The 21,016-nt window shown below is 59.8% G+C and carries 20 protein-coding genes; 7 read left to right on the top strand and 13 right to left on the bottom strand.

Annotated elements, in window-relative coordinates:
• Positions 1–9: 9 nt before the first annotated feature.
• From Q1A51_RS08265 to Q1A51_RS08245, 5 genes are read right to left on the bottom strand one after another with little or no spacing between them, the layout of a single operon-like run.
• Entirely contained in the window at positions 10–864 is an 855-nt protein-coding gene (locus Q1A51_RS08265) for a hydroxymethylglutaryl-CoA lyase (RefSeq protein WP_299597497.1), read from the bottom strand.
• Positions 865–1,530 carry a glutathione S-transferase family protein gene (locus Q1A51_RS08260; protein ID WP_299597500.1) on the bottom strand — a complete coding sequence of 222 codons (666 nt, stop codon included), beginning with the start codon at positions 1,528–1,530 and terminating at the stop codon, positions 865–867. It abuts the gene before it with no gap.
• The gene (locus Q1A51_RS08255; RefSeq protein WP_299597503.1) at positions 1,527–3,461 is read right to left on the bottom strand and encodes an acetyl/propionyl/methylcrotonyl-CoA carboxylase subunit alpha; all 1,935 of its coding nucleotides are present in this window, start codon (positions 3,459–3,461) and stop codon (positions 1,527–1,529) included. The genes Q1A51_RS08260 and Q1A51_RS08255 overlap by 4 nt, the downstream gene beginning before the upstream one ends.
• The gene (locus Q1A51_RS08250; protein ID WP_299597506.1) at positions 3,461–3,730 is read right to left on the bottom strand and encodes a hypothetical protein; all 270 of its coding nucleotides are present in this window, start codon (positions 3,728–3,730) and stop codon (positions 3,461–3,463) included. Before Q1A51_RS08250 ends, Q1A51_RS08255 begins: the two co-directional genes overlap by 1 nt.
• Positions 3,731–3,759: 29 nt before the next feature.
• Positions 3,760–5,364, bottom strand: a complete 1,605-nt coding sequence (locus Q1A51_RS08245) for a carboxyl transferase domain-containing protein (RefSeq protein ID WP_299597509.1) — start codon at positions 5,362–5,364, stop codon at positions 3,760–3,762.
• A gap of 137 nt (positions 5,365–5,501) precedes the next feature.
• Between Q1A51_RS08245 and Q1A51_RS08240 the strand changes: the two genes are divergently transcribed.
• Positions 5,502–6,107, top strand: coding sequence for an OmpW family outer membrane protein (locus Q1A51_RS08240; protein ID WP_299597512.1), 606 nt, complete (start codon positions 5,502–5,504; stop codon positions 6,105–6,107).
• 14 nt (positions 6,108–6,121) lie between these two features.
• On the opposite strand, the gene Q1A51_RS08235 is transcribed toward Q1A51_RS08240, so the two are convergent.
• From Q1A51_RS08235 to Q1A51_RS08210, 6 genes are all read right to left on the bottom strand, one after another.
• The gene (locus tag Q1A51_RS08235) at positions 6,122–7,588 is read right to left on the bottom strand and encodes an AMP-binding protein (protein ID WP_299597515.1); all 1,467 of its coding nucleotides are present in this window, start codon (positions 7,586–7,588) and stop codon (positions 6,122–6,124) included.
• The gene (locus Q1A51_RS08230; protein WP_299597518.1) at positions 7,585–7,860 is read right to left on the bottom strand and encodes a hypothetical protein; all 276 of its coding nucleotides are present in this window, start codon (positions 7,858–7,860) and stop codon (positions 7,585–7,587) included. The genes Q1A51_RS08235 and Q1A51_RS08230 overlap by 4 nt, the downstream gene beginning before the upstream one ends.
• Positions 7,860–9,023, bottom strand: a complete 1,164-nt coding sequence (locus tag Q1A51_RS08225) for an isovaleryl-CoA dehydrogenase (protein WP_299597521.1) — start codon at positions 9,021–9,023, stop codon at positions 7,860–7,862. The genes Q1A51_RS08230 and Q1A51_RS08225 overlap by 1 nt, the downstream gene beginning before the upstream one ends.
• A gap of 79 nt (positions 9,024–9,102) precedes the next feature.
• Positions 9,103–9,825 (bottom strand): EF-hand domain-containing protein, encoded by a 723-nt coding sequence (locus Q1A51_RS08220; RefSeq protein WP_299597524.1) that lies wholly within the window; start codon positions 9,823–9,825, stop codon positions 9,103–9,105.
• 155 nt (positions 9,826–9,980) lie between these two features.
• Positions 9,981–11,180 (bottom strand): DegT/DnrJ/EryC1/StrS family aminotransferase, encoded by a 1,200-nt coding sequence (locus Q1A51_RS08215; protein WP_299597527.1) that lies wholly within the window; start codon positions 11,178–11,180, stop codon positions 9,981–9,983.
• 80 nt (positions 11,181–11,260) lie between these two features.
• Positions 11,261–11,926: an HAD-IA family hydrolase gene (locus tag Q1A51_RS08210; protein WP_299597531.1), complete on the bottom strand. Its 666-nt coding sequence runs from the start codon at positions 11,924–11,926 to the stop codon at positions 11,261–11,263.
• 127 nt (positions 11,927–12,053) lie between these two features.
• Between Q1A51_RS08210 and glmU the strand changes: the two genes are divergently transcribed.
• The 3 genes from glmU to Q1A51_RS08195 are packed head-to-tail and all read left to right on the top strand — an operon-like array spanning position 12,054 to position 15,901.
• Complete coding sequence (gene glmU, locus Q1A51_RS08205) at positions 12,054–13,409, top strand: bifunctional UDP-N-acetylglucosamine diphosphorylase/glucosamine-1-phosphate N-acetyltransferase GlmU (protein ID WP_299597534.1); 1,356 nt, start codon at positions 12,054–12,056, stop codon at positions 13,407–13,409.
• A complete protein-coding gene (gene glmS / locus Q1A51_RS08200; RefSeq protein WP_299597537.1) occupies positions 13,410–15,230 on the top strand; it encodes a glutamine--fructose-6-phosphate transaminase (isomerizing) in 1,821 nt (606 codons plus the stop codon).
• Complete coding sequence (locus tag Q1A51_RS08195; RefSeq protein WP_299597539.1) at positions 15,227–15,901, top strand: DNA alkylation repair protein; 675 nt, start codon at positions 15,227–15,229, stop codon at positions 15,899–15,901. Before glmS ends, Q1A51_RS08195 begins: the two co-directional genes overlap by 4 nt.
• A gap of 10 nt (positions 15,902–15,911) precedes the next feature.
• Here Q1A51_RS08195 and Q1A51_RS08190 read toward each other — a convergent pair whose 3' ends face one another.
• Positions 15,912–16,361, bottom strand: a complete 450-nt coding sequence (locus Q1A51_RS08190; protein WP_299597541.1) for a hypothetical protein — start codon at positions 16,359–16,361, stop codon at positions 15,912–15,914.
• 76 nt (positions 16,362–16,437) lie between these two features.
• Here Q1A51_RS08190 and moaA point away from each other — a divergent pair, with 76 nt between their 5' ends.
• Genes moaA through Q1A51_RS08175 form a run of 3 tightly spaced genes read left to right on the top strand, consistent with a single transcriptional unit; the run spans position 16,438 to position 19,790 of the window.
• Positions 16,438–17,445, top strand: a complete 1,008-nt coding sequence (moaA, locus tag Q1A51_RS08185; RefSeq protein WP_299200677.1) for a GTP 3',8-cyclase MoaA — start codon at positions 16,438–16,440, stop codon at positions 17,443–17,445.
• A gap of 7 nt (positions 17,446–17,452) precedes the next feature.
• Positions 17,453–18,748 (top strand): 3-deoxy-D-manno-octulosonic acid transferase, encoded by a 1,296-nt coding sequence (locus tag Q1A51_RS08180; RefSeq protein ID WP_299597545.1) that lies wholly within the window; start codon positions 17,453–17,455, stop codon positions 18,746–18,748.
• Positions 18,741–19,790, top strand: coding sequence for a glycosyltransferase family 4 protein (locus Q1A51_RS08175; protein WP_299597548.1), 1,050 nt, complete (start codon positions 18,741–18,743; stop codon positions 19,788–19,790). Before Q1A51_RS08180 ends, Q1A51_RS08175 begins: the two co-directional genes overlap by 8 nt.
• A gap of 49 nt (positions 19,791–19,839) precedes the next feature.
• Here Q1A51_RS08175 and Q1A51_RS08170 read toward each other — a convergent pair whose 3' ends face one another.
• Positions 19,840–21,006 carry a M20 aminoacylase family protein gene (locus Q1A51_RS08170; RefSeq protein ID WP_299597551.1) on the bottom strand — a complete coding sequence of 389 codons (1,167 nt, stop codon included), beginning with the start codon at positions 21,004–21,006 and terminating at the stop codon, positions 19,840–19,842.
• Between the last annotated feature and the right edge of the window lie 10 nt (positions 21,007–21,016).

Here is a 21,016-nt window from a genome sequence, read left to right as displayed (position 1 = left end):
TTCCTTGCCTTATGCGGTATTGCGCATGCTGCGCGCCAACTCGGCAGCTTCTTCGATCAAGGTTTGATCAAGCCCGGTCTCGTATCCCAGACGTGTCAAATGCGCAGCCACCGCTTCAGTCGCAACATTGCCCGCCGCCCCTGGCGCATAGGGGCATCCGCCCAGACCACCAACGGCGGTGTCAAAGACCCGAACACCCAGCGCAAGAGATGCATCAATGTTGTCGAGCGCCTTTCCATTGGTGTCGTGGAAATGCCCGGCAAGACGGCCCACTGGCACCACGTCACGCACGGCAAGCAGCATGCGCGCGACCGCGTCTGGCGTGCCCTGCCCAATGGTGTCCCCCAGACTGATTTCATAGCAGCCCATGGCGAACAGGCGGTCCGCGACGCGCACTACTGCCTCGGGTTCGACCGTGCCGTCGTAGGGGCACTCCACCACGCAAGAAACATAGCCCCGCACGGGCAGATCGACGGCGCGCGCGGCATCGATGACGGGGGCAAACCGATCCAGTGACTCGTCAATACTGGCGTTTATGTTGGCGCGCGAAAACCCTTCGCTGGCCGAGCCGAACACCGCAATTTCATCCGCTCCAGCGGTTCGCGCGTCGTCAAAACCGCGCATGTTCGGGGTCAAGGCGGCATAGCGGATACCGGGTGCACGGGTAATACCCGCCAGAACCTGGGCGCTGCCCGCCATCTGCGGCACCCATTTGGGGCTGACAAAGCTCGCGCACTCGATCCGCCGAAAGCCTGCTGCGCTCAGTTTGTCGACAAGGGCGATCTTGTCTGCAACGGGGATCTCTCCAGCCTCGTTCTGCAGACCGTCGCGCGGTCCAACTTCGTAGATTTCAACCGCGTCCATTTATGCCTCCCAAGCAGGATAGAAGTCTTGATCATAGAGCCGGTCGGACACATCCGGCAAACTTGCCTGAAATGCCGGGCGTTCGGTGATCCGCTCAAACCAGCGCGCCAAGGCTGGATGATCATCAAAGGTACGGAAGTACCGCGCCATATAGACAGCCTGCCCAACGGAAACATCCGCAGCAGAGAACCCTGACGTAAGCAGATAATCGCGTTCAGCGGACGGGTCGGACAAGCGCGCCTCGATCGCGTCATAACACTTTCCCAGACGCGCCGCCTCAAGCTTCATCACGGTCGGGCTGCGCATGTTGTCATCATAGAGAACAACATGTTGCTGCGTCAGCGCAGCCGCGTGCTGGCTGACGGTTTCCGCGAAGTGCACCCAGACCAACCAATCCATGCGCTCCGGCGCACTGGGGCTGCGGCCAAGCCCATCGGGGCTGAAACGCTCGCACAGATACTGCGTGATAGCGCCGGTTTCGAACATGCGGTGACCGTCAATCTCAAGCGCGGGGACCCGACCAGCGGGGCTGAGGTTCAAGAACTCCGGGGCGCGCAACGATTTATCAAATGGGTGCACGTGGACCCGAAAGTCCACATCCAATTCGTGCAGCAACCATAGCGACCGCATGGACCGGGTTTGGGGGCAGTGATGCAGCGTGATCACGCCTGATCCTCCAACCGCACCAGCGCAGCGCCAGCGACCACCTGATCGCCTGCGGACGCCAACACCTCGGCCACCGTTCCATCGCGGGCCGCCAGTAGGACGTGCTCCATTTTCATCGCTTCGAGAATGGCGAGCCTATCGCCTTCGGCCACAACCGCCCCTGGCGCAGCGAACACCGCCTTGACCAGACCGGGCATCGGTGCCTCGACCACATTGCCGTCACCCGCCGCCGTGGCGTTCACATTCAAAGGGTCGACAATTTGGAACGCAATTCCATAGCCGTCAAAGACCGTGGCGATACCATCGGCAACGTGCACATCCGGAGCAAGTTGACCATCGACCGTCCATTGTCCCTGCTGTCGCTCGGCTAACACATCGGTTCCATCAAGATGCCAGCGCTGCGTGTCCTGATCCAGAACCTCGACACAGCACTCCAATACGTCGTCGCCATACATCAGCGGTACTGAGCGTCGCAGTGGCTGCCAGAGAGTGAACCCGGCGTTGGAGACAACGCCATCCAGACCGGACACAGCCATCGCAGCCGCAATGGCGTGCCTTGGCTGAACCTCTGATAGCGTGGTCAAGACATCAATGTTGCGCGCAATCAGGCCGGTATCTACCTCGCCAGCCGCAAAGCCCTCGTGCCCCGCCAGCGCGCCAAGGAAAGCAAGGTTGGTCACCGTCCCTGCAACCTGTGTCTTTGCCAATGCTTGCGACAAGCGTTTCAGGGCAATATCACGCGTCGGCGCGTGCACGATGACCTTGGCGATCATAGGATCGTAATGCGGGCTGATCTCATCCCCTGCGCGCACGCCGCTATCAGCCCGAGCCATATCCGGGAAACTCAGATGCGTCAGTGTCCCGGTTGCGGGCAGGAACCCGGCGGGAACATCCTCGGCATAAAGCCGCGCCTCGAACGCATGACCCGAAATCGACAGAACGTCCTGCGCGGCAGGCAAAGGCTCCCCCGCCGCGACGCGCAATTGCCATTCGACCAGATCGACGCCGGTGATCGCCTCTGTCACCGGGTGCTCCACTTGCAGGCGCGTGTTCATTTCCATGAAAAAGAAGCCGTCTGGGCGCAGCGGGCCGGAGCCATCAACGATGAACTCAACCGTCCCTGCCCCCTTGTAACCGATGGCTTCCGCTGCCCGCACGGCGGCAGCCCCCATCGTCGCCCGCATCTCGTCTGTCATGCCGGGCGCTGGCGCCTCCTCGATGACCTTCTGGTGACGGCGCTGCAGCGAACAGTCGCGTTCAAAGAGATGCAGAGCGTTCGTACCGTCGCCAAAGACCTGCACTTCGATATGCCGGGGGTGCGTTACGAACTTTTCGACCAGCACATCGGGATTGCCAAAGGCGGTCTGCGCCTCACTTCGGGCGCTGGCAAGCGCATCGGCAAAGTCCGCGGCACTTTCCACAAGGCGCATACCTTTGCCACCGCCGCCTGCAACGGCCTTAATCAGAACGGGATAACCCATCTTGCCCGCCTCGGCCGCCAAAAGGTCGTCGGACTGATCCGCGCCATGGTAGCCGGGCACAACAGGCACCCCGGCCTCGACCATCAGGGCCTTGGCCGCGTCTTTGAGCCCCATGGCCCGGATTGCTTGCGCTGATGGTCCGATAAAGACCAGACCCGCCGCCTCGACCGCTTCCACGAAATCCGGGTTTTCGGAGAGAAAGCCATAGCCGGGATGGATGGCTTGCGCACCAGTGTCTAACGCGGCCTGAACAATCACGTCGCCTTTCAGGTAGCTGTCAGCAGGAGCCGCGCCACCGATAGCCATAGCCATGTCTGCCATTTGCACATGTTTGGCTGACGCGTCGGCCTCAGAATACACCGCCACGCAACGCACACCCATGGCTTGGGCAGTTTCCATAACACGGCACGCAATTTCGCCCCGGTTTGCAATGAGGATTGTGTCGAACATCAATGAATTTCCTCTTCAACCCAATTCCCATGAATATCGCTTGCCAGTGGGGCTTCGGAGATCCATTTGACCAAGACGTGTCCATAAGGAGCGACAGGCTTTCCAGTCAAACACGAACGGGTCGACACTGCTTGACCATCGGTTGAATTGCGCCCGACTTCGACGACCCGGCATCGCTGGCCAACCACGCTCAAAGTTATACCCTTGCGCGGGTGACCAAGAACTTCTGTAAGTTGAAGAACATGCCCTTTGCCTTTCAATTCAAACATGCCGTCAACCTGCCCCCGGAACACCTGCATCACATCCGAAACACGCCGAAGCGTGTATCCTCAATCCGTGCATTCAGGGCTGCGGACAGGCTGAGGTGCAAAACGTCCCGCGCTTTGCGGGGATCAATCACACCGTCATCCCAAAGGCGCGCAGAGGCGTAGAGCGGGTGCGACTGTTCCTCGAACATATCTATGGTCGGCTGTTTGAACGCGGCCTCTTCCTCGGCGGACCATGTGCCCCCGCCCCGCTCGATCCCGTCCCGTTTCACAGTGGCCAGCACACCCGCGGCTTGTGCGCCGCCCATGACGGATATGCGCGAGTTCGGCCATGACCAAAGGAACCTTGGGGAATAGGCGCGCCCGGCCATGCCGTAATTGCCCGCGCCAAAGGATCCACCGACCAGCATCGTCACCTTCGGCACCGACGTGGTCGCCACAGCCGTCACCATCTTGGCCCCGTGGCGCGCGATCCCTTCATTTTCGTATTTTTGGCCAACCATAAAGCCAGTGATATTCTGCAGAAACACCAGGGGAATTTTGCGCTGCGAACACAGTTCGACAAAATGCGCGCCCTTCTGAGCCGCTTCGGAAAACAGCACACCGTTGTTGGCGATGATGCCGACGGGCACGCCCTTGATATGGGCAAAACCACAGACCAGCGTTTCGCCAAACCGCGCCTTGAACGGATCGAAGCGTGAACCGTCAACGACCCGCGCAATCACCTCGTGAATGTCATAAGGTGTGCGCAGGTCGGCAGGCACGACACCAAGGATTTCCTCGGGGTCATAAGCAGGTTCCTCAACACTTTGCAGCGTGACGGTGGTCGGCTTGCGCAGGTTGAGGTTGCCAACGCTTCTACGCGCCAAAGCCAGTGCGTGCGCATCATCCTCGGCCAAATAGTCGGCCACACCAGAGAGACGCGTGTGTACGTCGCCGCCACCAAGGTCTTCGGCGCTTACGACCTCGCCTGTGGCGGCCTTGACCAGTGGCGGCCCGGCCAGAAAGATCGTGCCCTGCTCCTTCACGATGATTGTCACGTCGGACATGGCAGGGACATAGGCGCCGCCCGCCGTACAAGACCCCATGACGACCGCAATCTGGGGAATGCCCTTTGCGCTCATCTGCGCCTGGTTGAAGAAGATGCGCCCGAAATGGTCACGATCCGGGAAAACCTCGTCCTGATTGGGGAGGTTCGCACCACCGCTGTCGACCAGATAGATGCAGGGCAGATGGTTCTGTTCCGCGATCTCCTGAGCCCTCAAATGCTTCTTGACGGTCATCGGGTAATAGGTGCCGCCCTTCACAGTGGCGTCGTTGCACACCACCATGACCTCGTGCCCCATGACGCGCCCCACACCTGCAATCACCCCCGCACAGGGCGCCGCGCCGTCATAGAGCCCATGCGCCGCCGTCGCCCCAACCTCAAGGAAAGGCGAACCGGGGTCCAACAGGTTTGCCACACGATCACGCGGCAACATCTTGCCGCGACTGATGTGCCGGTCGCGTGACCGTTCGCCGCCGCCTTGCACCGCCGCGTGCGCCGCCTCTTCAACAACGCGCAAAGCGTCCAGATGCGCCGCGCGGTTGGAACGAAAATCGTCGGACCCGGTCAGGACCGAAGAGGTCAGGCGCATGGCATAACTCCGTATGTAGAGAGATTGGCGGACGGAATGTCGCAACCGAATTGTGACTGCGATTGATCTGGATCATCGCGAGAAATTGCCGCTTGGGCAAAAGATACGCAGGAACTCAAAAACAGGTGAAAAAAGAGATGAAACACACCAGTAGATTCGTAATCGCCGCCTGCGCAGTGCTGGCTCTTGCCGGTGGCGCAGCCGCTCAATCGAAAGGGGACTGGACCCTTGGTGTCGGTCTGGGTGGGGTTTTCCCCGACTCTGACAATGGGACCGTTGCCTCTCAAACTGCAGATGTCGATGACGGCTATGCGCTGACCATTACCGGTGAATACTTCTTTGCCGACAACTGGGGCATAGAACTTTTGGCCGCAACCCAATTTAAACACGACGTATCCTTGTCCACCTCGGGCGATATCGGGTCGGTCAAACACCTGCCTCCGACCTTGTCGGTCAACTATCACTTCCCCACTGATTCCGCCTGGAAACCCTATCTGGGCATCGGTGTGAACTACACCACCTTCTCGGACGAATCCTCGCGTCTTGGCGACCTCGAGCTGGATGACAGCTGGGGTGTGGCTGTGCAGGCCGGTGTCGACTATGCGATCAGTGATCGTGACGCCTTCCGGGCCAACATCCGTTGGATCGACATCGACAGCGACGTGACCCTGAACGGTGCAAACGTCGGCACCGCCGAGATTGATCCAATCGTTCTGAACTTTGCCTACGTGCGGCGCTTCTAAGGCCAAGGCGCGCATCAGTCCTGCACCTCGCGGACCGCGCGCGCCTTGAGCTCTTTGCGAATAACCTTGCCTGTGACGGTCATGGGCAAGGCATCCAGAAATTCGATTTCCCTTGGATATGAATAGTTTGCGAGCCGGTCTTTGACGAAAGCTTGCAAAGACTTCGCATCCGGATGCCTACCCAGTTTAGGCACAACGTAGGCTTTGACGATCTCAGTCCTTAGTGCGTCGGGCTTTCCAACGACACCAACAGTGGCGACGTCCGGATGCGTCAGCAGGCAGTCTTCAATCTCGGCCGGTCCAATACGATAACCGCCCGACGTGATGACATCGTCATCGCGTCCAACAAACCGGATATCGGGCCCGTCTTGTTGACCACGATCCCCGGTCAGCATCCACTCTCCTCGAAACTTGTCTGCTGTGGCCCCCGGGCGCTGCCAATACTCAAGCATCATTGATGGTGCGCCACGCCTGACCGCTATGTCGCCCTCACCTTCCGTTATGCTGCCATCCTCATCGATGATCGCCACATCAAACCCGGGCACCGGGCGGCCCATGCACCCGGACTTGGTCTCGTACTGTGCGGCGCAGGACGTCACCACCATGTTGCATTCCGTCTGGCCGTAAAACTCGTTGATCGTAACACCCAGCGCGTCCCGACCCCAGGCGAGCATTTCCGCGCCCAATGGTTCGCCGCCGCTGGCAACCGACCGCAATCCGCTAATCCGAGCACCCTCAGCTTTCAACATGCGCAGAGCCGTTGGAGGGAAAAACACATTCCGTACAGATGCTTGCTCGATAGTTTTCAGGCAACCTTCCACGGTGAACTTTGGCATGCGTGCGGCGACAACGGGCACGCCCAAGGCAAGCCCCGGCATCAACACATCAAAGAGGCCACCAATCCAGGCCCAGTCCGCCGGTGTCCACAAACAATCGCCCGCCCGGCCCAGCTCATCATGGCTGAGCGAGACACCGGGCAAGTGGCCGTCCAGAACCCCGTGCCCATGCAGTGCGCCCTTCGGGCTGCCGGTGGTGCCGGATGTGTAGATGAGAACGGCCGGAGTTTTTGCCGTCGCAGATGCGAAAGGCACAGGATCACCCGGGATGCCTGCCTGATCGGCCTGCCAGCACGGGGCCAGCTCCCCAACCAGTGCGGCACCTTCCGGATCCGTCAAAACCAAAGGAATCGCCGCATCTTTGATACGAGACTGCAACGCATCATGCTTGAATAACTTGAACAAAGGCACTGAAATCGCGCCAATTTTCCAGATCGCCAGATGCGCCGCAGCGCACCAAGGCGACTGTGACAACAACACGCCCACGCGATCACCCGGTCTCACTTCGGCTTGCAAAGCGCGGGCCAATCCGTCCACCATCTCGGACAAATCGGCATAGGTCACGTCGACACGACCGGTTGGTGCGAGATCAATGATTGAGACCTGTTCGTCGGGATGTTTCAGGCATTGGGCCGCCATGTTCATGCACCGCCCTCCTGATCAATCAAAGAGACACGCCCCCACCTGTCCACAGCATAAAGTGATGCACCGCAACGAACCAAAAAGACAGCGCTGTCATCCCCGGGCCACCCAACGCATTGGCTGCGATCGCCGCCATGTGCTGCCACATGGGCATCGGCGACTGCCTCGATCACACCAGTCGCGTCCAGGTTCACCTGCCGCTGGCCCAGCCAGAAGCCACCGAGCGCGGCCAGAACAACCAAAGTGGCCGTTGTAATGACAACCTGGCGCGGCATCACATCATGGCCGAAACCAGCTCACGCCCCACCAGCATGCGCCTGATTTCCGATGTTCCCGCCCCGATTTCCATCAGCTTTGCGTCGCGGAAAATCCGCGCAACGGGTGCATCGTTCAGAAATCCTGCGCCACCCATGGCCTGAACGGCCTGATGCGCCTGCTTCATGGCTTCCTCGGACGCATAGAGACAGCATGCAGCCGCGTCCTGCCGCGTGACCTCGCCCCGATCACAGGCCTTGGCGACTTCGTAGACATAGGCGCGGGACGAGTTCATCGCGGCATACATGTCTGCGATCTTTCCCTGCATCAATTGGAAGTTTCCGATGGGCTGACCGAATTGCTTGCGTTCGGTGACATAGGGCATGACCTCATCCAGACATGCCGCCATGATGCCAAGGCCAATCCCCGACAGAACAACCCGTTCATAGTCCAGGCCCGACATCAGGACGGCCACGCCGTGACCCTCTTGGCCAAGGATGTTCTCGAACGGGACCTCGACATCTTCAAAGATCAACTCACCCGTGTTCGACCCCCGCATACCAAGCTTGTCAAAATGTGGGGATGTGGAGAACCCGACCATACTGCGTTCGATCAGGAATGCTGTCATGCCCCGGGCACCAGCGTTCGGATCAGTCTTGGCGTAGACAACCAGCGTATCGGCGTCCGGTCCGTTGGTGATCCAATACTTCGTACCGTTCAGGATAAAGCGATCATTGCGTTTCTCGGCATGCAGTTTCATCGACACAACGTCCGAGCCAGCGCCAGCTTCCGACATGGCAAGCGCGCCGACATTTTCCCCGCTGACCAATCCGGGCAAGTACTTTGCCTTCTGCTCGGGGGTGGCATTCAGTTTGATCTGGTTCACACAAAGGTTCGAATGCGCACCGTAGCTGAGAGAGACCGAAGCGCTGGCCCGTGCGATTTCCTCGACAGCGACCGTATGGGCGAGATAGCCCATGCCCGCCCCACCGTCTTCCTCTGACACGGTAATGCCAAGTAGACCAAGCTCACCCATCTCGGGCCAAAGTTCGGGCGGAAAGCTGTTGTCCGTGTCGATCTTGGCCGCCATCGGTTTCACGCGATCCTGTGCCCAACGGTGGATCATATCGCGCAGCGCGCCGATCTCGTCACCCAGATCGAAAGTCATTGATGCGTGGAACATGGGTCCTCCCCCGATATTCGCCCGTAAATTGAACGCACGTTCAATAATAGCGAGGAAGGATTTCAGTGTCGAGTCCCGGTCAGTGGTCCACGAATTCCCGCAGACTCACGTGGCCATCGCCATCGGCGTCCAGAAACTCGAGGATGTCAGGGGCTTTTGCCGCGCTCTGCATCCCGATTGCCGCACGGCATTTGGCACTCACTTTGGCTTCATCCAAACGATACGCCGCTTCAAGCTCGCTCAGGGTGACAAAGCCGCTGTTGTCCGTGTCTGCATCAACGAAGTCGTTTGCTCTCTGACGTTCAAAGGAGGCTATGTATTCCTTCAGCGTCACTTCCCCGTCACCATTTGCGTCATAAAATTCCATATGCCCATCGGCCAACTTCTCGGGTGTGGCGGTCCAGCGTTCTTCCCATTGCGTGCCTTTGCACGCACGTGGAATGTCTGCCTGTGCAATTTGATATGTCATGTCCGCCACAAGTTCTGCGCGGTCGACCACACCATCCCGATTGGTATCCAAGGAGCGAAAGTTGCCCTTGAAATCAGTTTTGGCTTCCGCTCCGGCAAGAGAGACAGCGATCAGGACAGAAGCAGTAAGGGCAGCCGGCGCACCGGCAAAGATGAATTTGCGCCACATGGGAACCTCATTGGATAAAAGATGAGGCACGGCATCTTCTGCAATCAGCCTGCGCAGCGCAGCACTCATAGATTCGCCTCGCGCAGCCGCGCGGGCTGCAAAGGCGGATTTTTCACTCAGGCTCACCCGAACTTCGAGGGTTTCAGATTTCTTTTCTCTGCGCATCGTTGATAACTTTTGGTCAATGTCGTGCTGCCGGTCATAGGCCGCACGGAATGCACCAAATGCTATCACCAACGTGCCGGGACGCACGCCAATTCGTGTCCGGACAAAGCATTTGAGCCCGCTAGAGCGGCGCCCATCCGCCTATTTACCCACGTTCAGGCCGTCATGCGATTGTTGATACGGGTGACTTCGTCCCGAATGATCCGGGCAATCAACGCGCAGTCTTCCAGACTGAACGTCAAGGGAACACGCATGTCCACGATGCCCGCCAGCACCCGGTCACTTGCCGCCATCGGTTTTGAAGGGGCGTAGCGCCAGCTGTCATAGCGACTGGTGAACGCAACCGGTTCTGCTGCGCCGAACCACTTCAATTCAACACCACGTGCACCGCATCGGCTAATGACTTCGCGCACCGCAGATGCAGCCCAATCCAGCAAAAGAAACTGAATGGACGACCCAACAATCGTTTCTGCCTTGGGACGATCAATTACGGTCAGGCCGGGCGTGTCACGCAAACCGTCCTCAATCGCATAGTAGCGGTCGTTCCAGCGCTGACACTGCGTTGCAATATCCGCAATCTGTGGGCGCAGGATTGCTGCGCGCAGGTTGTCCATACGCCCTGAGATGTTGGGTGTGTGGTATTTGATGTCGTCGAACGCCTCTTTCGGCGGGGCGGCAAGGTGACGCTCGAACAGCATGTAGCTGCCGGACAGCATTACGGCCTTGGCAGCAAGATGCGGGTCGTCGGTGACCAGAAATCCGCCCTCGCCCGAATTGACATGTTTGTATGTCTGGCACGAATAACATCCGATAGCCCCGTGTCGCCCCGAGGCCACACCGTTCCATGCGGCCCCCATGGTGTGGGCGCAATCCTCGACCACCGTCACGCCAGCGGCGTTGCACATGACCATCAAGCGGTCCATATCGCAGATATGCCCGCGCATGTGACTGAGCAGAAGCACCTTGGCCTGGTCCAACTTGCCTTCGAGATCGTCCAGATCGATGGTCAGGCTTTCAGTCACCCCAACAAACACAGGCACGGCACCAAGCGATGCAATCGCACCAGGCACCGGCGCGAGGGTAAAGGCATTTGACAGCACCTTCTCCCCTGCCTGCACCCCGACCGCACGCAGGGCCGTCGCCATGGCATACCCGCCCGATGCCACGGCAAGGCAGTATTGCGCGCCGACCTCGGCTGCAAACTCCTGTTCCAGCAGCGCCGTTTCCGACAACTCACCTTCGACCGTATTGTATCGGTGCAGGCGGCCATGCCGCATAACTGCAATCGCCGCCTCGATCCCTGCTTCGGGAATGGGCTCTTGCTGGGTGAAACTGCCGGTAAAATGCTCTGTCATGGTGGTGTTTGTGAGATGTGGCGCAGAACCCGTCAAGACATCTGCCACTTATTTCATGTTCCGAAAGCGAACCTGCGGGATTACGCCAGTGGACGCAGCGTGGTGACAACGCTGGGCAGTGCAGAATAGTCATCCAGCAATGCTTCGGGTTCCAAGGCCGCCATGTCGTCGCCAGACGGCCCAAAGGTCACCAGCACCGAAGGCACGCCGGCTGCGCGGGCAGTGTTGCGGTCGGTATCGCTGTCGCCGACCAGAATGCAGGTCTGCTGATCGACGCCCAAACGGCGTGTTGCCTCGAACAAAGGTTCTGGATCAGGCTTGCGCACCGGCAGTGTATCCGCCCCGACCAGGCTGCCGAAGGCGTCCCGTACACCAAGGTCCTGCATCAATTGTTCCGCCAACCTTTCGGGTTTGTTGGTGCAAATGCCGATGGCATAGCCCTGATCGGACAAGGCCGCGATAGCTTGCATAACGCCGGGGTACAGTGTTGTGCGACTGCTGATATCCGCCGCATAGGCTTCGAGAAGCAGCGGGTAGTATTTATCGACCATCGCATCATCCATCTGCTCCACGCGTGTCAGGCCAGTGCGCAGCATCATGCGGCCACCCCGCAGCGCCACACCCGCATCATCCGGCCCCAGAATATCACCCAAACCCATGTCGCGAAAACAGTGATTGGCTGCGGCCAACAGGTCCCCGCTGGTGTCTGCCAATGTGCCATCGAGATCGAAAATCACTGCCGCCATGTGTCGCCCCTTCTGGCGGATGACCGCCCGTTCCTGTTGCAAGCCGAAATCTTCTTTGATTGCCGCACGCTTGCGCCTTTGCGCCCAGCGGATAAACAGGGCCAAACAAAAATACAAAGAGAAAGCCATGAGCGTTGCACTAATCATCCTGGCCGCGGGCAAAGGCACACGGATGAAATCGGACCTGCCCAAGGTCCTTCATCCCATTGCTGGCGCCCCGATGCTACACCACACGCTCAGGGCCGGATCAGCCCTCGAACCCGCACACACAATCGTGGTCGCAGGACACGGCAGCGATCAGGTGCGCGCGTCAGCGATGGATTTTGACCCAAGCGTTCAGGTGGTGCTTCAGAAAGAACAGCTTGGCACCGGCCATGCTGTGGATCAGGCCCGCGCAGCGCTTGAAGGATTTGAGGGCGACGTGGTTGTCGTTTTTGGTGACACACCCTTTCTGCAACCCGACACCCTCACCCGTATGGTTGAGGCCCGGCGCACCCACGATGTCGTCGTACTGGGCTTTGACATCGCCGAGCTGCAGCCCCGCTACGGACGTCTGGTCATGGACGGGGACCGCCTGATCAAGATCGTCGAATACAAGGACGCCACCGAAGACGAACGGGCCATCCGCTTTACCAACAGCGGATTGATGGCCTGTGACGCAAAGGTGCTGTTCGAGCTTCTGTCTGAGGTCACAAACGACAACGCATCAGGCGAATACTACCTAACTGCCGTGCCAGAACTGGCCAATGCGCGCGGACTGAAGGTCACGGCGGTGAAGTGCGATGAGGCCGAAACCCTGGGTGTCGATAGCCGCTCTGACCTTGCGGAGGCCGACGCCATCTTTCAGACCCGCGCGCGCGCTCAATTGCTGGACAGCGGCGTGACAGTGATGGCCCCCGACACGGTTTATCTGTCCTTTGACACCGTCGTCGGGCGGGATGCTTTGATCGAGCCAAATGTGGTCTTCGGCCCTGACGTGACCGTTGAAAGCGGCGCAACCATCCGCGCCTTCTCGCATCTGGAGGGGTGCCACGTATCGCGCGGTGCAATCGTCGGCCCTTATGCCCGTCTGCGGCCCGGTGCCGAGCTGGCCGAGGATGTGCGCATCGGCAATTTCGTCGAGGTCAAGAACGCGACACTGGCCACCGGGGCCAAGGTCAATCACCTGTCTTATATCGGTGACGCGTCGGTGGGCGAGGCCAGCAATATCGGCGCGGGGACCATCACCTGCAACTACGACGGCGTCATGAAACACCGGACCGAAATCGGTGCGCGTGCCTTTATCGGGTCCAACACGATGCTTGTGGCGCCTGTGTCCGTCGGTGATGAGGCAATGACCGGCTCCGGCTCGGTCATCACATCCGATGTGGAGGATGGCGCTCTTGCCATCGCCCGCGCGCCGCAAGTCGAAAAACCGGGTATGGCCCGCAAACTCTTTGAAATGTTGCGCGCCAAGAAGGCCCGTCAGAGCAGAGGCAGTTAAATGTGTGGAATTGTAGGCGTTCTGGGCGATCATGAAGTGGCCCCCATTTTGGTCGAGGCGCTGAAGCGGCTCGAATACCGTGGCTATGACAGTGCCGGGATTGCGACGATCAATGGTGGTGTCCTGGACCGGCGCCGTGCCGTTGGCAAGCTCGTGAACCTGAGCGACAAGTTGGTGCATGAACCCCTGGCTGGGAAAGCGGGGATAGGTCACACCCGCTGGGCCACACATGGCGGCCCAAGCGAGGGCAACGCGCACCCGCATCGCGCCGGTCCGGTTGCCGTCGTGCACAACGGTATCATCGAAAACTTCCGCGAATTGCGTGCTGAACTGGCCGACGCCGGGATCAGCTTCGAGACCGAGACAGACACCGAAACCGTCGCCCTGATGACGCATCACCACATGCAGCAAGGTGCCGAGCCAGTTGAGGCCGCGTTCAAAACACTGGACCGGCTTGAGGGCGCATTCGCCCTCGCCTTTCTTTTTGATGGTCACGACGATCTGATTATCGCCGCACGCAAGGGCTCCCCCCTTGCCATTGGTCATGGTGAGGGTGAGATGTTTGTCGGGTCAGATGCCATCGCGTTGGCCCCCCTGACCGATCGCATCACCTACCTGGAGGAAGGCGACCGCGCGGTTGTTACCCGCCAGGGGGTCGAGATCCGGGATGCCAACGGCACTTTGGCCAACCGGGCGGTACGTCAAATCCAGATCGATGCGGCCCGCGTGGACAAAGCCGGTCACAAGCACTTCATGGCCAAGGAAATCGCGGAACAGCCCAATGTTCTGAACAATACGCTTGCCAATTATCTGGGCAGCGATGGCGAAATCACCCTGCCCGACCCCGGCATCGACTTCAAAAACATTGAGCGGCTGACCATGGTTGCTTGCGGCACTGCATACTACGCCTGCCTGACCGCAAAGTACTGGTTCGAACAGATCGCTCGCCTGCCGGTCGAGGTCGATGTCGCGTCCGAATTCCGCTACCGTGAGCCACCCATCCCCGGCAAGACGCTGGCCCTGTTTGTCAGCCAGTCGGGCGAAACGGCGGACACCCTTGCCGCCCTGCGCTATTGCGACGGCAAGGCGGACAAGATCGTATCCGTGATCAACGTCCCCGAAAGCTCGATTGCCCGCGAAAGCGACCTCGCCCTGCCGATCCATGCAGGGGTCGAAGTTGGCGTGGCGTCGACCAAGGCGTTCACCTGCCAGTTGACGGTTCTATTGATGTTGGCCCTGCGCGCGGCGCGAGATCGCGGAGAAATCGATGCTGCAACCTTCGCCGATCATGTATCGGCACTGCGCAGCCTGCCATCGCTGATGACACATGGCATCGACCGAAGCGCCGTGATGAAGCGCACGGCACGCAAGCTGGCCGAGGCGCGGGATATCCTGTTCCTCGGGCGTGGCGTCATGTACCCACTCGCTTTGGAAGGCGCGCTTAAACTAAAAGAAATCAGCTATATACATGCTGAAGCTTATGCATCAGGCGAACTAAAGCACGGCCCTATTGCGTTGGTCGACAAACATGTTCCGGTGGTTGTCATGGCGCCCAAGGACGGGCTGTTCGACAAGACGGTGTCAAACATGCAGGAAGTCATGGCTCGTAAGGGCAAAGTGGTTCTGGTCTCGAACGCGGCCGGTATTGCCGAAGCCGGGGATGGCGTTTGGTCAGAGATCGCCATGCCCGACTGTCCGGATATCGTCGCACCCATCCTCTATGCCCTGCCCGCGCAGTTGCTGGCCTATCACACTGCTGTCGCCAAAGGCACCGATGTGGATCAGCCCCGCAACCTCGCCAAATCCGTGACCGTGGAATGACCCCCGAAGAGGCACTGGATCAGATAAATGCGCATGCCGATGTCGAACGTGCAGCGGGCGCCAAAGCCTATCACAAGTCTGACCGGCTGCATTTAGGCGTGCCGAACCCGGTTCTGAACGACCTGTCCAAGCAATGGCGGCAAGCGCTGGACGTGCCGGCGCGCATCACCCTGGCTGACGGGCTTTGGCAAACAGACGTTTACGAAGCGCGCGTTGCTGCCGCCAAGCTGCTGACACAAGCGCGGATCCGGCCCGACGAGGATGCCTGGGCTCTGATTGCGTCATGGGTTCCCGACTTCGACAGCTGGGCCATCGCCGATCACGCCTGCATGGCGGGTCAAAAACGGCTTGTCGCTGACCCAACACGAGCGGATCAAGTCGAAGCCTGGACAGGCTCGGATCACATGTGGACGCGTCGGGCGGCTCTGGTCATTACCCTCCCGTGGACCAAGCAGAACAATCCCAAGCCGCAGGACATTGAAATACGTGACCGCGTACTGGGCTGGGCCGCAACCTATGTGCCGGATCAGACGTGGTTCATCCAGAAAGCGATTGCATGGTGGGTGCGTGAGCTTTCAAAACACGACGTCCCGCGCGCCACAGAATTCTTGGCAACATACGGTGATGCGATGAAACCCTTTGCGCGGCGTGAGGCGGGAAAGTACCTCTGAAAGCCTAGCGCTACGCGCCAAAAACATCCACTTCCGGCAGTCCGGTCAAAGGCGCACCCAGCGCTTGCATCGCTTGAAGGGACAAGCGACTTCCGGCCGTGCTGGGTCCATCAATGGGTATCAATGTGACGTCCACGGTCGTGTTGGTTTCTGCATAATACACACGTCCAGACTGTTCGACGGACACCAGCGGCGTCTTCAACCACAGCCCCGGTTCAGCGGCGTTCCCAAGCGATGCAACGGTGCGCCCAAGTGTTCCAATCGACACCTCGGCCGCGTCATCAGGCGCTTCAGAAGACTGTTCGTCAACCGCTGTCTCCGCATCAGGTGCCAGCCCTTCGGCCTGTTCATCGCCCGGTTGCTCCACCGTTGGTGCAGGCCTGGCACCGCCCGCCCATTGGGGCAGCGCATCGCATCCCGCCACACTCAGAACGCAGACACTCAACATAAACCAGCGCATTCGCATACCTCGACTTTGGTCCATTGTCGCGCAATGCCCCTTGCAGGTAGGCCGCGCGATGCATACCAATTAACCTATGACAGCCCCTTTGATCGACCCCTTCCAGCGCGCCATCACCTATCTGCGCGTATCCGTTACCGACCGGTGCGATTTTCGCTGCGTATATTGCATGTCGGAAAACATGACCTTTCTGCCCAAGAAAGAGTTGCTTACACTGGAAGAACTGGACCGCATGTGTTCGACCTTTGTCGACCTCGGCGTGCAAAAACTGCGCATTACAGGCGGCGAACCGCTGGTGCGGCGGGACATCATGACGTTCTTCAACGGCATGGGTCGGCATCTCGATGCGGGATCGCTCAAGGAACTGACGCTCACGACAAATGGCAGTCAGCTGGAGCGTTTCGCCAAGGATCTCTATGCTGCGGGTGTCCGTCGGGTGAACGTATCGCTGGATACTCTGGACGAGGGTAAATTCGCCGACATCACACGCTGGGGCCGCCTGCCCCAGGTGCTGCGCGGCATTGATGCAGCTCAGGCAGCCGGCCTGCGGATCAAGATCAACGCCGTCGCACTCAAGGGCTTCAACGAAGACGAGTTGCCGACCATCACCCAATGGTGCGCTGAACGCGACATGGACCTCACCTGGATTGAGGTCATGCCCATGGGCGACATCGGCAACGAGGACCGGTTGGGCCAATACTGGTCACTGAAGGATGTGCGCGCGCGCTACGCTGAACACTACACCGTCACCGATCTCGCCGAACGCACAGGCGGCCCCGCCCGCTATGTCCGACTGGAAGAAACGGGCCAAAAGATCGGCTTCATCACCCCGCTGAGCCACAATTTCTGCGAAAGCTGCAACCGCGTGCGGATCACGTGCACGGGCGAGATATACATGTGCCTTGGTCAGGAAGATATGGCCGACCTGCGCGCGCCCTTGCGTGATTTTCCAGAGGACGACGGCCCGCTCAAGGAGGCCATTCGGGCGGCCATTGCCCTCAAGCCCAAGGGACATGATTTCGACTATTCTCGTCAAAGGCTGGATGGGCAGATGCCCCGGCACATGAGCCATACGGGCGGCTAGGACGCCCATGCACCCCACGGCCCTGTTCCGGCTTTACCGCGCCCTCAGCGCGGTGGCCCTGCCCTTTGCCGCGCGCTCTGCTGTAAACAAATTGCGGCGGGCTGGGGTTACCGTGGATCGCGCGCATGAACGGCTGGGACACTCCAGTGCTGAACGTCCGCTTGGACCATTGATCTGGTTTCATGGCGCTTCGGTGGGCGAAGCAAAATCGGTGCTGCCGCTGATCAAGCGCATCCGCGATGTGGCTCCGGATGTGCAAGTGCTGCTGACGTCGGGCACCGCCACTTCAGCCGAAGCTGTTGCTCGTCATCTGCCCACAGGCGTCCTGCACCAGTTCAGTCCCCTGGACGGCATGGGTCCCCTCACCCGCTTTCTGAACCGTTGGCGCCCCGACTTGTGTGTACTGGTCGAATCCGAGTTATGGCCCAACCTGTTGGATATCTGCGCGCAACGGGATTTGCCCGTTGCACTGCTCAATGCCCGCTTGTCAGATCGCAGCGCGGATGGGTGGAAAAAATTTCCAACCACCGCGTCCTATGTTCTGCGCGGGATTACCTGGGCGCATTGCCAGGACAGGCGGAGCCGTGACCACTTGCGGGATATGGGGCTCATTGAGGCTGAACAGGGCACCAACCTCAAATCCATCCTCGGAGCGCCCCGCGTCAAACCGGAAGAGTTGGATGCGGCACACGGCGCGCTGGGAGGACGACCTGTCTGGGTCGCAGCCTCAACCCATCCCGGCGAAGAAGAACAGGTGCTGGCTGCCCACAACGTGCTACTGAAGTCGCACCCGAACCTGTACCTGATCCTTGTGCCACGCCATCCAGAACGGGCCACCGATATCCTGCCCTTGATCGGTGAGTCCAACCTAAGCGTCGCACAGCGCAGCATGGGGCAGAGTTTGGACGCACCTGCGCAAGTCTATCTCGCCGACACGATGGGCGAGACAGACCTTTGGTACGCGCTCAGTCCAATCGTGTTTCTCGGCGGCTCTTTCTCGGATGTCGGAGGCCACACGCCGTTCGAACCGGCGGCCGCACACACAGCCATCGTGCACGGACCGAACTACGCAAACTTCGCGGAGGCCTACGCCGCTTTCCAGATGAAGGACGCGAGCGTGCAAGTGACAGACAGCGCCACACTCGCCGCAGAGATCGACACACTCCTCACCCACCCAAGCCGCGCCGCGCAACTGGCCGCCAACGCCCGCCCACTTGCCCCTACGGGCACCGAAGCGCTGGATGCGATTGCGCACCGCCTCTTCTCTCTGATGGATGGTCAGGCTATGGACCCTCATGCCTGACCTTGCTGACATCGACGTTATTGCGCCAAACTTCAAACGACGGCTTTCGGGTGTAACAGCCACCGTTGCGCGGCTGGTGCCGCTGCAAGCGCAGTCCATCGCCATTACCGCCTGCGCCCCCGAAATGCCGGACGACGTACCAAATGTCCCATGGTCCCGCCTTCTGAACATGCCGCGCAGCGGTCCGTCCGGCGCACGGGTCTGGCATGCACGGCGCAATGTCGAAATGATCGCTGGCCTGGCCCTGCGCGGGCTGCTGGGAAAGCGGCTCAAGCTGCTGTTTACCTCAGCCAGCCAACGCCACCATACGGGGCTGACCAAGGCGCTGATCGCACGCATGGACGCGATCATTGCCACGTCTGCTAAGACGGCCAGCTATCTTGAGCGCGGTGCCACGGTTATCCACCATGGTATCGACACCAACACCTTTGTGCCGCATCCGGACAAGGCAGCACTCAGGTCAGAACTCGGGTTGCCACATGGTCCACTCATGGGCTGTTTCGGGCGCATTCGGGCGCAGAAGGGCACGGATGTCTTCGTTGATGCAATGATCCGGGTGTTGAACGATCATCAACGGGCTGCCGCCATTGTCATGGGCCGGGCCGTCGACAAGGATCAAAGCTTTCTCGACGACCTCAAAGCGCGTGTGCAGGCAGCCGACCTCGCTGATCGGCTGCTCTTTCTGCCGGAGGTTCCCGTCTGGGAAACCACCCGCTTCTACCAGGCCCTCGACATCTATATCGCACCCCAACGGTGGGAAGGCTTCGGCCTCACACCACTTGAGGCCATGGCCTGCGGTGCGCCCGCCATTGCAACCCGCGTCGGCGCGTTCGAAGAGTTGATCGTTGACGGACAAACAGGCACGCTCATCGACGCTGGAGATGTGGACCAGATGGTGGATGCATCGACCGCGCTGCTGACCAATCCAGACAAACTAACCGAATGGTCGAACAATGCCCGCAAGCACATGGTCGACCACTTCCAGCTTCAGCAGGAAGCGGACGCAATCATCGCGATCTACAGAGATCTTCTAAGCACCTGAAGGGACGGTGGGTGGGGCGATCTGCCAAAGGCAGGAGCGTCACACGCCGTCACGACGCAATTGGTAACCGCTGCTCCACAATCTCCGCCCACCATGAACACCCGGCAGGGATCGCCTCATCATTGAAGTTGTATTCCGGGTGATGAACCATCGCCGTGTCGCCATTGCCAACAAGGATGTAAGCCCCGGGCCGCTCTTCCAGCATAAATGCGAAATCCTCGCCCCCCATGACCAAAGGCGCCTCCTCGCAGTGCCCTGACACCGACCGCGCCACGTCAGCAGCAAATTCCGTCTGCTCGTCATGGTTCACCATCACCGGGTAGTTCCGGTTGTAATTCACCCGCGCCACGCCGCCAAAGGTGCTGGCAACACCCTCACAGATTTCCACCACCCGCTTTTCGGCCAGATCGCGCGCCTCGGCACTCATGGTGCGTACCGTGCCCATGATCTGCACCGTTTGCGGGATCACGTTAAACGCCTTAGACGATGTCTCGAACGACGTGATGGACACCACGATCCGGTCGATCGGGTCCGCATTGCGGCTCACGATCGATTGCAGCATCGTCACGGCATGAGACGCCATCAGGGTCGTATCGATTGTCTCGTGCGGCTTGGCAGCATGTCCGCCAAGACCTTCGAACTCGATTTCAAGCAGATCGGTTGCCGCAAAAAACGGCCCCGGACGGATAGAAAACTCGCCCACAGGCCGACCCGGCCAGTTGTGCATGCCATAGACTTCGTGAATGCCCCACCGATCCATCATGCCGTCGTTGCACATCTCGCGACCGCCGCCGCCACCCTCTTCCGCAGGCTGGAAGATCACGACAACCGATCCGTCGAAGTTCCGCGTTTCCGAAAGATACTGCGCGGCCCCAAGCAGCATCGCCGTGTGCCCATCATGGCCGCAGGCATGCATTGCCCCGTCGGTTTTCGACGCATATTCTACGCCTGTCGCCTCATGGATCGGCAGCGCATCCATATCTGCGCGCAGACCAATGACCTTGCCCGATCCATCAGCCTTCCCTTTGATCACGCCCACGACGCCGGTGCGTCCGATCCCTTCAACCACTTCATCACAGCCAAAAGCGCGCAGCTTTTCGGCCACCAGCGCGCTGGTGCGATGGGTATCGAACAGAATTTCGGGATGCTGATGGATGTCACGTCGCCACGCAGTGATGTCGGCGTGCATTTCGGCAAAGCGGTTCTTTATGGGCATTCATGCGTCC

This window comes from uncultured Tateyamaria sp. (assembly GCF_947496075.1).
Lineage (GTDB): Bacteria > Pseudomonadota > Alphaproteobacteria > Rhodobacterales > Rhodobacteraceae > Tateyamaria.
Note: the sequence above shows the minus strand (reverse complement) of the source record. Positions and strands in the feature narration are given on the sequence as shown.